Annotated in this window: 8 protein-coding genes; 3 read left to right on the forward strand and 5 right to left on the reverse strand. The window is 70.3% G+C overall.

Annotated features, from left to right (window positions below; translation table 11 throughout):
• Positions 1-13: 13 nt before the first annotated feature.
• From HY049_06595 to HY049_06605, 3 genes are all read right to left on the reverse strand, one after another.
• The gene (locus HY049_06595; GenBank protein ID MBI3448565.1) at positions 14-2,227 is read right to left on the reverse strand and encodes a hypothetical protein; all 2,214 of its coding nucleotides are present in this window, start codon (positions 2,225-2,227) and stop codon (positions 14-16) included.
• Between the two features lie 22 nt (positions 2,228-2,249).
• Positions 2,250-3,698 (reverse strand): outer membrane protein transport protein, encoded by a 1,449-nt coding sequence (locus tag HY049_06600; protein ID MBI3448566.1) that lies wholly within the window; start codon positions 3,696-3,698, stop codon positions 2,250-2,252.
• A 122-nt stretch (positions 3,699-3,820) separates the two neighbouring features.
• Positions 3,821-7,111 carry a protein kinase gene (locus tag HY049_06605; protein MBI3448567.1) on the reverse strand — a complete coding sequence of 1,097 codons (3,291 nt, stop codon included), beginning with the start codon at positions 7,109-7,111 and terminating at the stop codon, positions 3,821-3,823.
• Positions 7,112-7,297: 186 nt separating this feature from the next.
• Between HY049_06605 and hutU the strand changes: the two genes are divergently transcribed.
• The 3 genes from hutU to HY049_06620 all read left to right on the forward strand — a co-directional run bounded on the left by hutU (position 7,298) and on the right by HY049_06620 (position 11,080).
• The gene (hutU, locus tag HY049_06610) at positions 7,298-8,971 is read left to right on the forward strand and encodes a urocanate hydratase (protein MBI3448568.1); all 1,674 of its coding nucleotides are present in this window, start codon (positions 7,298-7,300) and stop codon (positions 8,969-8,971) included.
• The gene (locus HY049_06615; GenBank protein ID MBI3448569.1) at positions 8,971-10,305 is read left to right on the forward strand and encodes a hypothetical protein; all 1,335 of its coding nucleotides are present in this window, start codon (positions 8,971-8,973) and stop codon (positions 10,303-10,305) included. The genes hutU and HY049_06615 overlap by 1 nt, the downstream gene beginning before the upstream one ends.
• Before the next feature lie 76 nt (positions 10,306-10,381).
• Positions 10,382-11,080, forward strand: a complete 699-nt coding sequence (locus HY049_06620) for an LOG family protein (GenBank protein MBI3448570.1) — start codon at positions 10,382-10,384, stop codon at positions 11,078-11,080.
• Here the strand turns inward: HY049_06620 and HY049_06625 are convergent.
• The gene (locus HY049_06625; GenBank protein ID MBI3448571.1) at positions 11,077-12,963 is read right to left on the reverse strand and encodes a sulfatase; all 1,887 of its coding nucleotides are present in this window, start codon (positions 12,961-12,963) and stop codon (positions 11,077-11,079) included. The two genes, HY049_06620 and HY049_06625, sit on opposite strands and share 4 nt — an antisense overlap.
• Positions 12,960-13,358: a gamma-glutamylcyclotransferase gene (locus tag HY049_06630; protein ID MBI3448572.1), complete on the reverse strand. Its 399-nt coding sequence runs from the start codon at positions 13,356-13,358 to the stop codon at positions 12,960-12,962. The genes HY049_06625 and HY049_06630 overlap by 4 nt, the downstream gene beginning before the upstream one ends.
• Positions 13,359-13,412 lie beyond the last annotated feature (54 nt).

The following is a 13,412-nucleotide window of genomic DNA, read 5'->3' on the forward strand; positions in this document are numbered from 1 at the left end:
TCCCCCGGGCGCGTCAGCGCCGCGACATCTCTTCGACGAATGTGGGAGCGAAGAGCGCCGCCCCCATGCCGGCCAGGTCCACGCGCAGCGCCTTCCCCGCGTCGTAGGCTGCCTTCGCCCTGGCCATCAGCCCGTCCCGATCCCCCTGGGAGGCGGACTGCCCCTGCCACCAATAGAAGTACGAGAGCGAGTAGTTCAGCGACGCGCTCGCCGTGCGGAGCCCCGGGCCGAGATCCTCGAGCGTCTTCACGGCGGCCGCCGCGTCGCCCCTGTCGTAGAGGGACGCGAACGCCGACGCGAGCGCGATCTCGAGGCGGGCCCTCGGGTACTCCCTGGCGAAGCGCGCGAGCAGATCCGGGCTCGACATGTCCGAGGCCGCCCGGTCCACGGCCCCCTCGTTCTGCTCCAGCCACTGCCGCCGCGACGCGGCGACGTCCCCCCAACCCGGCGCCGATCTCAGCGAGCGCAGGCTGACGAGCCCCTCCTGGATCTGCCCGCGGATCTCGCCCCGGGCCCGGTCCGCCGCCGTCCTGACGAGCTGGCCCGCGCCGTCCATCGCCGAGGCGTCGTAGCTCGAGTTCACGAGGCCCGCGAGCGCGTCGACGCGGGCCTTCAGCGCCGCGACGGTCTCGGCCTTCAAGATACCGCCGAACCCGCCCAGGAGGCGATTTCCGTCGTCGAGCGCCCCCTGGTTGCGCGCGATCGCCGCCTTCCGCTGGCGATCGAGCTCGGGGGCCACGGTCCTCACCCACTCGCCGAGCTGGGAGATCGCCGCGTCGAGCCCGCAGACGTCTCCCTTCGACACCCCCTGCTCGACTCCCTGCTTGAGGCTCTCCCCCTTCGTCTTCTTCGCCGGATCGGGGAGGTTGGCGAGGACGCCGTCGGCGTTGGCGATCACGCTCTTCGCCTCCTGCTGCTTGCGCGGGAGGACGTCCTTCATCTTCGCCTCGACGTCCGGACGGAGGGCGTTGAGCCTGGCGATCGCGCCGTCGAGCGCGTCCACCGACTCTCCCTGCCGGGCCGCGTCGGCGTCCTTCGCCGCCGCGTCGGCGCCCGCCCTCGCCCCGACCGCCGCGATCTCGCACGCGTGCCCCGACGACCACCCCTCGAAGTCCCGCCGGGCCGCGGCGAGGGCCGTCCCCCTCGCCTGGAGAAGCGGCGTGACGGTCGTCCGGGCCGTCGCGACGAGGCTCTTCAGATCCGCGACCGACTTCGCCGCGGCGATCAGATCCTTTCCGGTCTTTCCCGAGGCCCTCACGGACCGGATCTTCGCGGCCGCGTCCGCGAGGCGCGCGCCGAGCTGGTTCTGCTCGTTCAGCGCCCTCTCGTTTCCCTGGGCGAGCCTGTCGGCCTCCTGCGCGAGCGGCGCGGATCGCGCGTCGACGTCGCGGGCGATCTTCGACGGGAGGGACTTGAACCGCGCGGTGGCGGACTTCAGCCCGTCCTCGTCCCCCTTCGCCTCCGCGTCCCTGCCGCCGGCCATCGCTCCGTCCAGATCCTTCTGCGTCTCGGGGGCGAGGAGATCCGCCAGCCCCTCGGTGGGAACGTCGTCGCGGGCCGCCTGGAGGTCGCGCACGAGGGCGGCGATCCGCCGGCCACCGAGCTCCTTCACGCAGTCCCCGACGGATCCGTTCAGCGCGTCCACGAGACCCTTGAGCGCGGCCGCGTCGCTCGGCGAGGACAGCATCGCGTCGATCTTCGCCATCGAGTCCTTGATCCGCCCTCCCGAGGCGCTGTCGGTGCTGGCGACGCACTGGCTCGCGAAGGTGTTCGTGCGGGCGGCGGTGAGGGCGTCGGCGGCGGGCTTGAGGCTGCTCGCGAGCTGCTGGAAATTGTCGAACTTCCTCTTGAGATCGGCCGGCGCCCCCTTCGAGATGAAGCCCAGGTCGCTCGACTTCTTGAAGTAGCGGGCGGCGTCGTCGTAGCGCCGCAGGCGCATGCTCGCCCAGCCGAGGTAGAAGTACGGGAGGTAGTCGGTGCGGACGCTCGGGTTGTAGGTCGGCAGGTTCCCCTCGGCGTCCTTCTCCTTGACGGCCGCGAGGAGCGTGCGCCGGGCGGCCTCGAGCTGCGCGTCGGTGGCCTTGTCGTTCTCGATGACCTTCCGGGCGTCGTCGTGGAGATCCCACCAGTCCTTCGACTGGGCCGGCGCGCCTCCGGGAAGCGCGAGGAGGCAGAGGGCCAGGACGGCGAGCGGGCGGACCGCTCGCGACGTTCGACGCTCTCTCACCGGCGGGATCAAGTGATCTTCCTCACCTCTTGAACCGGTAGATGACCGACAGCACTCCCTGCTTTTCGAGGCTGGAGTTGTCGAAGGCGGCGGCGATCTCCCAGTCCGAGAACGAGTACCCGACGCCGCCCGTGACGTGGTTCACCGTCGAGCGGGACGGGAAGATGTTTCCCTTCTCGATCGCGGTCCGGGTGCCCGTCTGGGTCGGCGATCCGTCGCTCACGACGTTCGTCGAGTGGATGCTGCTGTCGGGATCGGTGAAGAACCCGCCGCGAAAGGCGAGCGTCGAGCGGCCGACGTTGAGGTAGTACTCCGCGCCGAAGTGGATCTCGGTCTGGTTGCTCGCCGTGAAGTCCACCCTCTTGATGAAGTCGTTGAGCGTGACGACGTTCAGCCCCGACTGGAACCCTGCGACGAGGTCCTTGTTCTCGACCCTCACGACGTCGAGGGCGAAGAGGAGGCTCTGGAGCCCGGCGTGGCTGGACTTCGCCCACGGCTGGTACGCGATGCCGAACCCCGACAGGTCCGGGACGTTGAACGTCGTGTCGATCGGCCCCGCGACGTTCGGAGCGAAGGAGTTGTCCGTGACCTTCTCCTGCAGCGACATGCGGACGCCCTTCTTGTACACCGTGCCGAACGACAGCTCGTCGTTGAGCTTCCAGAACAGCCCGAACGCCCACTTGACGTCCGTGTCGCTGTCGTTGATGGACGTCGAGATCAGGTTGCTCCCCGCGGGGGTCTCGAACCGGGGGTCGAGGTTTCCGTAGCCGAAGAGGGCGTCGGGATCGGCGAACGTGCTGTTGATGTTCGACTTGAAATCGAGCTGGCCGAAGATCACCGATCCGCCGACGAACAGGTCGCGCGTGATCTGGTAGCCGGCGCTCAGATTGTAGAGGACCAGTTTGGAGTCGACCGACCCGGCGGACGAGTTCGTCACCTGCTCGGGGTTGTTCGGATCCTGGATCGGCGACGCGATGAGCGGGATCGTCCGGATCTGGTTCGTCGCCGCCGACTTGACCGAGAGGATCTCCTGCCTCGAGACGCCGACCGTGAGGGCGCGGCGCAGCTTGAAGGGATAGACGAAGGAGACGACGCTGGGGACCGTCTGCGTCTCGGGGGTGATCTGGGAGTTCAGCGAGAGATCCGACGACGGATTGATCGTCGGATCGATGAGGAAGTCCCCGGTGTTGCGCCCCGAGGCGTTGGTGTTCCGGTTCCGGACCTCGGCGAAGATCTCGGGGCGCCTCAGCACTCCAAGCCGCGCGGGGTTGGCCTGCGCGGCCGTCGCGTCGTTCGCAATGGCGATGAAGGCCCCGCCCATTGCCAGCGCGCGCGCGCCGGGGTTCGCGAAATTGAAGCGGAAGTCCCTGAATATCTCCTCGTCCGTGACCGCCGCAGCGGGCGCGGCGATCGCCGCCGCCAGGAACAGAGCCGTGAAGAGGCGGCCGACGAAGGATTCGGTGCGCTTCAAGAGTATCCCCTCCTCTGGTCGGCGGGCGAGGAGTGCGGGCCCGCTTGAAAGCAATGGAATGCGTTCAGGCACCCGGGCGGGCGACGATTTATCTCATAGCTTTCGCCCCCGTGTCAAGAAACTCACGGCGCCTGTGCGAAGAACGGATCGCGGCTCAACAGCGCGCGCACCCCCTCCTTCACGTCGGGGGGCGTCAGTTTCACGTCCCCCTCGGTCTGCGACGGTATCTCGACGGAGATCGTCCCCTTCGCGGACGTCGCCTGGTTCTCGACGGCGATGGTGTACTTCCCGGGCACGAGATCGAGGGCGTGAACCGGGCTGTCGCCCGCGGGAGGCGGCACGCTCGCTCCCCCCTCGGACTGGATCGACACGATCTTTCCCCACGGGCTCACCCGCAGCAGATACGCGTGCGTCGTTCCGGCCTGGACGTGCCGGAAGATCAGGAATCCCGACGCCGCCGCGATCACGGCCGCCCCCGCCAGCGCGTGAGGAAGGAAGCGCAGGGGATCGAGCGGGATCTGGCCGGTGAGCGCCTCGAGATCCCGGACCAGGATCGAGAGCGCCTCGACCGATTCCGACGAGGCCGCCCCCGCGGCCTCCTTCACCGCCGCGTCGACGCGCCTCGCGAGATCGGCGTTCCGGCGAACGGCTCGCCGGTTCTTCGAGGCGGCCGAGTCGAGCGCCGCCCGCGCCCGCTGCGCCTGCTCGCGAAGGGAGCGGAGCGATTCCTGGATCTCCCTCAGGATGGCGTCGCGCTGCCCCTTCAGGGCCTCGACGGCCGAGGCCATCGGGCGCAGCCTCGGGCCGGCGGCGTCCTTCGTCGCGCGCGCGATCGCCTCGCGCGCCTGACGGAGCGTCGCGTCCTTGAGATTCTTCTCGTTCGGCCGGAGCGCCCCCTCGAGCGCCGCGATCGCCTCCCGTATCGTCGCGGCCCCCTTCCCGACGAGGGCGTCCCGTTTCTGAACGACCTCCTGCGCGGCCGACTGGAGCGACCTCCCCTGCTCGCGGAGGGCCGCGAGATCTCCCTTCTGGCGGGCCGCGTCCAGCCGGGCGAGGGCCTCCTTCGCGCGCGTCATCACGGCGCGGCCGATCGCCTCGTGATCCTCCTCGGGGACGTCGCGGACGGCCGACGCCGGCTTCGAGAACTCCTGGAAGACCCCTTCCGCGGCGCGCGCCAGGGACTCCCGCACCGACTTGCGGGCCGACTCGATCTCGGCCGCGGCCGCCTCGAGGACCTTCAGGTCCGATGCGGTCGCCGCCTTCCTCGACCGCACCACGAGATCCTTGAGCCCGCCGAGCTGTCTCTCGTCGAGCGACTCGCGAGCGGCCCCGAGCTCCGCGCCCAGCGTCTCGAGAAGGGCGCCGACCTCCCGCTGCCGGGTCGCGACGAGCTTCCGGCGCTCCTCCTCCCCCCTCCTCAGCTCCGCCTCGGAGTTGCGCTTTTCCTCCTCCTTCCGGACGAGCCCGCGGATCCTCTCGATCTCCCGGCCCGCGGCGGGGTGGGAACTCTGCAGGCCCGCGACCTTCTCCCAGGAGGCGACCGCCCCGGCGAGATCCCCGCCCCGCTCCTTCTCGGCCGCGAGCTTTTCGGCCGCCCGGAGCGATTCGAGGGCCTCGCGTGCGGACGCCTCCCCCCGGCGGATTGCGGCCTCCCCGGGGGCCAGCCTCTCCGCTTCCTTATATATATGTAGGGCCTTCTCGTACTCCTGGGCCCTGTGGGCCGCCTCCGCATCGGCGACCTTCCTCAGGCCGGCGCTCCGGGAGTCGCGTTCCTTGAGCAGGGTGTCGATCTTCCGGATCGCCTCCGCCGCCTCACGATCCGCCGGCTCGACCTCGAGGACCGTGGTCCAGGCGTTCTTCGCCTTCTCGAGCTCGCCCGCCTCGTAATGCCGCTTCGCCTCGGCGCGCATCGTGCCGGCGAGCTCGAGCGTCCCCTGGAGAGTCCCCGCGTCGGCGACGATCCGCTTCGCCTCCTCGTTCCGCGGATCGAGGGCCAGGATCTTCTGGGCGACGGCCTGGGCCTCCTGGGGCCTGCGCGCCCCCAGCGCGTCGCGCGCGCTCCGGAGCTGCGCCGCGATCTGCTTCTCGGCGCCTGCCCTGGCCTCCGCCTCCTGGCGGGCGTGCGCCTGATCGCGCTTCTCCTGCTCGGCGGCCTTCGTCGCCTGCTCGAGCCCCTGCCTCGCACCGGAATCCTGCGGGTCGAGCGCGAGAATCTTCGACCAGGCCTCCTGCGCTTCGGCGGCGCGCCCGGACTTGAGCGCGGCCTCGGCCTCCGCGCGGACGCGCGCGATCGCCTGCTTCACTCCGGTGTCGAGGAGGCCCTTCTGCGCCTCGAGATCCTTGAGCACGGCCTCGAGGCCCAGCACGTTCTTCTCCGCGACGAGCACGCGGGCCATGCGCGCGACGTCGACGGCGGTGTCGTACACCTTCTTCGGGAGGAGCGCTTTCCGCGGCGGGGGAAAGGTCTCGATCTCCTCGACGAGGACGAAGGCCCTCGACGCGATCGCCTTGAGAAGCTCCTCCCCCGTGATGATCGACGTCGACGTCGCGTCGGATCCCGACTCCTGGAAGGGGAAGAAGATGGCGTCGGGGTCCGGCACGCCGCGGAGGAGTCCCTGCAGCATCACCTTGAACTCCTCGGTCGAGCGGACCCTGTCGTCGGGGTTCTTCTGCAGGGCCTTGGTGAGGAGCTGCTGCACGGGCCCCTCGACCTTCGGGGGAAACAGCCCGAAGGGCGCCGGCTGCGAGTGCACGATGTGGAAGATCGTGTTGATGTCCCCCTCGCCGGGGAACGGATGCTTGCGCTGCGTGAGCTCGTACATGATGACGCCGAGCGCCCAGAGATCCGATCGCCCGTCGACCTTCGCCGGGGAGGTGATCTGCTCCGGGGACATGTACGGAATCGTCCCCATGATCACCTGCGTCATCGTGGCCTGGCCGAACGGCGCCTTCGAGATCCCGAAGTCCGTCACCTTCACGACGTCGTCCTTCAGCAGCATGATGTTCGCGGGCTTCAGATCCCGGTGATAGATCCCGCGGCTGTGCAGGAACCCGAGCCCGTCGCAGACCTGGCAGAGGATCTTCACGAGCTGCGTGAGGGAGATGGGCTTCCCCTTGTGGACGTACGTCGAGAGCTCGCGCGCCTCGAGGAACTCCATGACGAAGTACGGGGGTGTCTTGCTGAGGTCGGTGATGAGGACGATGTTCTGGTGGCGGCACTTCGCGGCGATCTGGGCTTCCCGGTAGAAACGCTCGAGGTTGGCCTGATCCCGGAACTGCTCTTTCAGCTCCTTGATCGCGACGGTGACTTCCAGGTCGGGATCGTAGCCGCGCCAGACGCGGCCCATCCCTCCCTCGCCGAGGATCCCCTGGACCTGGTACTTGCCGAAATTGGGTTTCGGTTCCTCAGCCAACCTTCTGGTCCCCGATCCCCGGGCCGAAAAGGCGACGCCGCGCGCCGCGCGCCCGGATCCCGCGCGGCGCGGCATTATAGGACGCTCGGGCGGGCAAAGGGAAAAGAACGAACCTCCGCGAACGAGCCGGGGGGCGAAACGGTGTGTTACGCTCCCGCCGACTCACCCCGCCTCACAGGACGCTCCATGACGCAGCCGATCACCCAGAAGATCGTCAAGTCGCCGCGAGGAACGCTTCGCTCCTGCAAGGGATGGCCGCAGGAGGCCGCCCTGCGGATGCTGATGAACAACCTCGACCACGAGGTCGCCGAGAAGCCCGACGAGCTGATCGTCTACGGCGGGCAGGGGAAGGCGGCCAGGAACTGGGCGGCGTACGACGCCATCGTGCGATCCCTCAGACAGCTCGAGAACGACGAGACGCTGCTCGTCCAGTCGGGGAAGCCCGTGGCGGTCTTCCGAACGCACGCGGACGCTCCGCGCGTCCTCATCGTGAACTCGATGCTGGTCCCGGCCTGGGCCACGTGGGATCACTTCCGCGCCCTCGACGCGCGGGGGCTGACCATGTACGGGCAGATGACGGCCGGCTCGTGGATCTACATCGGGTCGCAGGGGATCCTCCAGGGGACGTACGAGACCTTCGCGGAGGCGGCCCGGCGCCATTTCGGCGGGACTCTTCGCGGGCGCTGGCTCCTCACCGCCGGCCTCGGCGGGATGGGCGGCGCTCAGCCCCTCGCCGCGACGATGAACGGCGGCGCCGCCCTCTGCGTGGAGATCGATCCCGCGCGGCTCGAGCGCCGCGTCAACACCGGCTATCTCGACCTCAAGGAGAGCGATCTCGAGGCCGCGCTCGGGAAGATCCGAGCGGCCGTCGCCGAGGGGAGACCCCTCTCCATCGGCGTCCTCGGAAACGCCGCGGACGTCCTCCCCGAGATCGCGCGGCGGGGACTGCGCCCGGACCTCGTCACCGATCAGACCTCGGCCCACGACAACCTGGCAGGCTACGTGCCGAACGGCATGACGCTCGCCGCGGCGCTGGCGCTGCGCGCCGCGGATCCGAAGCGCTACGTCGCCCTGTCGATGGCGGCGATGGCGGCGCACGTCCGGGCGATGCTCGACATGAAGCGGGGCGGATCGATCGTCTTCGACTACGGGAACAACATCCGGGCGCAGGCGCGCGACGCGGGGGTGGCTGACGCGTTCGACATCCCGGGGTTCGTCCCGGAGTACATCCGGCCGCTCTTCTGCGAGGGGAAGGGGCCGTTCCGGTGGGCGGCTCTCTCGGGGGACGCCCGGGACATCCACAGGACCGACGCGTGGCTCCTCGAGAACTTCCCGCATGACGAAGGGCTCTGCCGGTGGATCCGCCTGGCGCAGGAGAAGGTCCGGTTCCAGGGGCTCCCCGCGCGCGTCTGCTGGCTCGGCCACGGCGACCGCGCGACGTTCGGCCTCGCCATCAACGACCTCGTCGCCCGCGGGGAGATCTCGGCGCCCGTCGTGATCGGTCGCGATCACCTCGACGCAGGCTCGGTCGCATCCCCCAACCGCGAGACCGAGGCGATGAAGGACGGCTCCGACACCATCGCCGACTGGCCCATCCTGAACGCTCTCGTGAACACCGCGTCGGGGGCGACGTGGGTCTCGGTGCATCACGGCGGGGGCGTCGGCATCGGCTACTCGATCCACGCGGGGATGGTCGTCGTGGCCGACGGAAGCGCCGACGCCGCCCGGCGGCTCGAGCGCGTGCTCACCACGGACCCCGGCATGGGGGTCGTGCGCCACGCCGACGCGGGCTACGGCGAGGCGATCGCCGCGGCGCGGCGTCACGGGCTGAAGATCCCCATGCTCGGTCCCGAGGTGTGATGGAAGATCCCCGCCCGGCCGAAGCCAGATCTCGGAGCGATCGCGACGCCCTGGTCGCGGAAATCGCCGCCGGGCTCCGCGAGGGATCGTCCCGCGCCGTCGTCATCACGGGGCCGAGGGGCACCGGCAAGCGCGCGATCGTCGGCGCGGCCGCCGCCTCGCTCGCATCCGGCGGGATGATCGTCGCCACGCTCGATCTCGCCGCCTCCGCCACGAACCCCGACGAGCTGGCGACGTCGATCGCGGCGGCGCTCGTCGAGGCCGCCTGCGGCGAGTCGTCCCTTTCGGCCCTTCCCGGAGCGGCGGGTCGCCCCTCACCCGCCACCCGCTTCCGGGCTGCGGCGGCGGCCGCGCGACTGCCCGAAATGCGGAGAGGCTCGTCTGTCGCCGCCGCGCTCGCCGCCGAGCTCGCGAAGCGGCGCGGCGACGGCCCGCGCACCGTCGGCCTGGCGCTCGAGCTCGCCCCGGCGCTCTCCGCCGATCTCGGAAGACCAATCCTCCTCGCGACGACCGGCCTCGACGAGATCGGGCGCCTGGTGCACTTCCCCGGCCTCGAGGAGGCGGCGGAGCTGATCCCGCGCCTGCTGGCGGCCGAGCCGTCGGTGCGCCTCCTCGCCGAGGTGTCGCCGTCGGGGCGGCCTCGGCCGATCCTCGAGGCGCTCGAGAGGATGCTGGGGAGTGAACTCAGGTTGATCGCCGCGCCATCCGTGAGCGCCGCCGAGATCGAGTCGGCCGCCTCATGCACCACCGCCGTCGCGGCGGAAATTCGGAAGCTCACGGACGGACGGCTCCGCGCCGTCGAGATCCTGATCGATCGGCTCCGCACCGGCCTCTCGGTCGAGGAGTCCCTTCACGCCGAGCTCGGCCCCGATCGGGGGCGACTCTTCCAGGAGCTCAGGTTCGACTACCACCTTCTCCTCGAGCGGACCCGCGGCTACGCCGCGAGCCGCGCGATCCTCAACCTCGTCGCCCGGGAGGAAGGGCTCGACCTCACGGGCATCGCCGCGCGGTTGAGGCGCTCGGTGGGCTCGACCCTCGATTGCCTGCGGTGGCTCGTCGAGATCGATCTCGTGAGGCGCGACGGGCGCCGCTACGTCTTCGCGGATCCCCTGATGCGGCTCCACGTCCTCATGCACGAAGCCCCCGAGCGCCCGGACGACGCGGCCGGTCGAAGGGCTCTCATCCACCGCTTTCTCTCGACCCTCGGCGAGCCCCCCGCGCCCCTTCGCCCGAGGGGCCGTCCTCCCGGAAAAGGGGGCGCGCGAACGCGGAGGGGGCGGCTCGAGGAGCGAATGGCCCCGCGCCGGCACGATCCTCTCATCGAGATCGACTAGATGAAATTCCTGTGGTAGCGTTCGCGCCCCCGACCGGCGACCGCCGAGCGGCCGACACCGAAGGGCGCGACGATCGATGAGCTCATCCGGAAAATCCCCGAGCGGCCGCCAGAGGAGCGTGCGGCCCCAGGGGGGCGCTTCTCCAACATCGCGCCCGCCGGTCCCCACCCGATGGAAGCACAAGATCTCCGTCGGTGTGATGGGCTCCGCCGGGGGCCATCTCGGCAAGGAGATCATGGAGAAGGCCTTCCGGCTCGGGCAGGAGGTGGCCCGCCGCGGCCACGTCCTCGTCACGGGCGCCTGCCCGGGGCTCCCCCATGAGGCGATCAAAGGGGCGAAGGCGGAAGGGGGGATCACGATCGGCATCTCCCCGGCCCTCAACTTCGCGGAACACCTGATGAAGTACCGCTCCCCCTGCGCCGGCTACGACGCCATCGTCTACACCGGCTCGGGGCTGATGGGACGCGAGATCGAGAACATCCGGACGTGCGACCTCGTGGTCTTCGCGGGCGGACGGTCCGGAACGCTCGGCGAGTTCGCCATCGCCTACGACGAGGCGAAGGTGATCGGCGTCCTCCTCGGCACGGGCGGCATCGCCGACAAGCTCGAGCTGATCATCTCGTTCATCAACAAGAGCACCGGGGCGACGGTCGTCTTCGACGGCGATCCGGTGAAGCTCCTCGACAAGCTCGACGCGATCTATCGCGAGAAGCTTCTGCCCTATTACAACACCGTGATCGCCAACTCCGATCCGGACGGCGTCCTCGAAGATTAGTTGCGGATGTAGCCGAGCCCCTTCAGCCCCTCGACCGCATCGTCCGTCACCCGAGGATCCGTGTCCGCGGGAGGCGGCGCCGCCTTCGCGATGTAGTCCGCCAGGATCCCGCGCAGACGCGCGACGTCGCCGGGGCGCGCGGGGGAGAGATCGCGCAGCTCCCCGGGGTCGGCGCCGAGATCGTACAGCTCGGTCCGCCCGCTCCCGCTCCGGATGAGCTTGAGGCCGCCGAGCTCGACCGAGAAGAGCGTCTGGTGGAAGACGTCCCACTCCTTCCACGAGCGGATGCGGCTGAAGATCTCCGAGACGATAGGGCGCGGGGGAAGAGGCGTTCCGCGCAGGAGCGGCACGAGCGACCGCCCCTCGAAGGAGGGGGGGGAGGCGAGCCCCGCGAGATCCAGAAGCGTCGGCGCGACGTCGGCTCCGGCGACGGCGTCCGGCAGCGACGCGCCGCGCGGCACGCCGCGCCCGCGGACGAGAAGGACGATGCGGGTGAGATCGTCGTAGAGATAGTGCCCGTGGAAGACCAGGCCGTGCTCGCCGAACGACTCCCCGTGGTCGCTGACGACCGCCACGATCGCGTCGTCGAGGGCCCCCTCGTCGCGGAGCCGATCCATGAGCACTCCGAGCTGCCGGTCCATGAAGGCGACCTCGCCGTCGTAGTCGGCGAGAAGCGCCGTCCGCTCCGCGGCGGTGAGCGGGCCGCGCCCGTTCAGGACGCGGGCGGCGAGGCCGTTCGCGATGATGTACCCGAGGCGCGGATCGCCCCCGGGCCGCGTGAACCCTTCGGGAGGATCGTACGGGTCGTGCGGGTCGAAGTAGTGAACGAAGAGGAAGAAGGGGCTGGGCGGCCGGCGATCGAGCCACGCGAAGACCTTCTGGTTCACCTCGTCCGCGCGGTTGGCGAAGCGCCTCTCCCCCCCGGCCATCTCCTCCTGAAGCCGCGTGAGCGGGACGTGCCGCTCCGCGTGGAGATAGTTGCTCGCCGCGATCAGGGGTCCGTCGAGAAAGCGGAGGAGCCTCCGCGGCAGCCCCGGCGCGACGCGGGCGAGGGAGCGCGCGAAGAAAATGCGCTCCCACCGGACGGAGAGCGACGGGGCCATGCCGTCGTTGAAGTCGTCGAATCCCTGATCGAATCCGAAAGCGGCCGAGAGCGGGTGCCCGCCGATGAACCCGGCGGTCCGGTATCCCGCCCCGTGGAAGATCTCCGGCAGCGCGACGACCTCCCCGGGGAGCGAGACGTCTCCCCCCTGGCTCTGGAAGACCAGGTGGCCGCCGATGTGCGAGGGGGCGCGGCTCGTGAAGATCGAGGCGGTGGAGGGGATCGTCCACGACGACGACGCGATGCACCGCGTGAAGAGCGTCCCTTCGGCCGCGAGGGCGTCGAACCCCGGTGACGGTGTCGGCGAGGCGCCGTACGCGCCGAGACGATCGGGGCGCGCGGTGTCGAAGCTGACGAGGATGACGTTCGGTGGCCCGGCGCTTCCGGCGGCCCTGTGGCGGGGCTGGCTCGACAGGAGCGGCGCGAACCTCGGCGCCGATCCGAGGTAGGCCGCGAGCGCGGCGAGTCCCATCCCGACCAGTGCGACCCAGATCCACCGGACGGCCCGCCGGAACGATCCCGCCTCCTCGAGGGCCGAGAGCCCCCGGCGCACGGCGGAGGAACGCCCCGCGCCGACCTTCAGGAGCGCGACCGCGAAGAGGCCGATCGCGGCGCCGGCGGCCGCCCCCGCTCCGGCGAGGACGACGAGGTAGGCGCGCGCGTACGGCTCGTCGCCGAACGCCACCGCCCAGTTCGTCGCGGCGCCGAGCGCGCCGAAAGTTGAGGCCGCGGCGATGGCGCGCGAGGGAAGCCCCCGCGCGAGCCCCCCACCCGACGTCAACCCGGCCCCTCCGCGTCCCGGATCTCGCGCAGGCGGGCCTTGTAGGAGCCCGAGGGGATGAGCGCGGCGCCGGCGGGAAGGATGCGGGCCACGTACCCCCACGCCTGCGTCTCGCCGAGGCGCCACCTTATCTCGAGGAGCGCCCGCTCGAGGCCGGACTCCCTCTCGAGGGGATCGAGCGTCGCGAAGATGTCGTCGATCGCGTCGCAGCGATAGAGCTCACCGGCCACCCACGTGCGCCCCTCGAGGAAAAGCGCCGGGAACTCCCCGAGGTCGTAGAGTTGTCCGCGGCAGCGCGCGGGGCCGAGGGGCTTGACGTCCCTCCGCCGCGGCAGGAGATCGGCGTGGAGGCCGTCGATCATCAGGGTTCCGTACACGAAGATCTGTTTGATCATCCCGAACCGCAGTATAGTGCGCGCCGCGCGATTGACACCGGCGCGAGTCCTTTC

Source organism: Acidobacteriota bacterium (assembly GCA_016195325.1).
Lineage (GTDB): Bacteria > Acidobacteriota > Polarisedimenticolia > JACPZX01 > JACPZX01 > JACPZX01.

Excerpts from the sequence above, each read along its gene's own strand:
- HY049_06615 (MBI3448569.1), top strand. The coding sequence starts at position 8,971 with ATGGAAGATCCCCGCCCGGCCGAAGCCAGATCTCGGAGCGATCGCGAC.
- hutU (MBI3448568.1), top strand. The coding sequence starts at position 7,298 with ATGACGCAGCCGATCACCCAGAAGATCGTCAAGTCGCCGCGAGGAACG.
- HY049_06630 (MBI3448572.1), bottom strand. The coding sequence starts at position 13,358 with ATGATCAAACAGATCTTCGTGTACGGAACCCTGATGATCGACGGCCTC.
- HY049_06620 (MBI3448570.1), top strand. The coding sequence starts at position 10,382 with ATGAGCTCATCCGGAAAATCCCCGAGCGGCCGCCAGAGGAGCGTGCGG.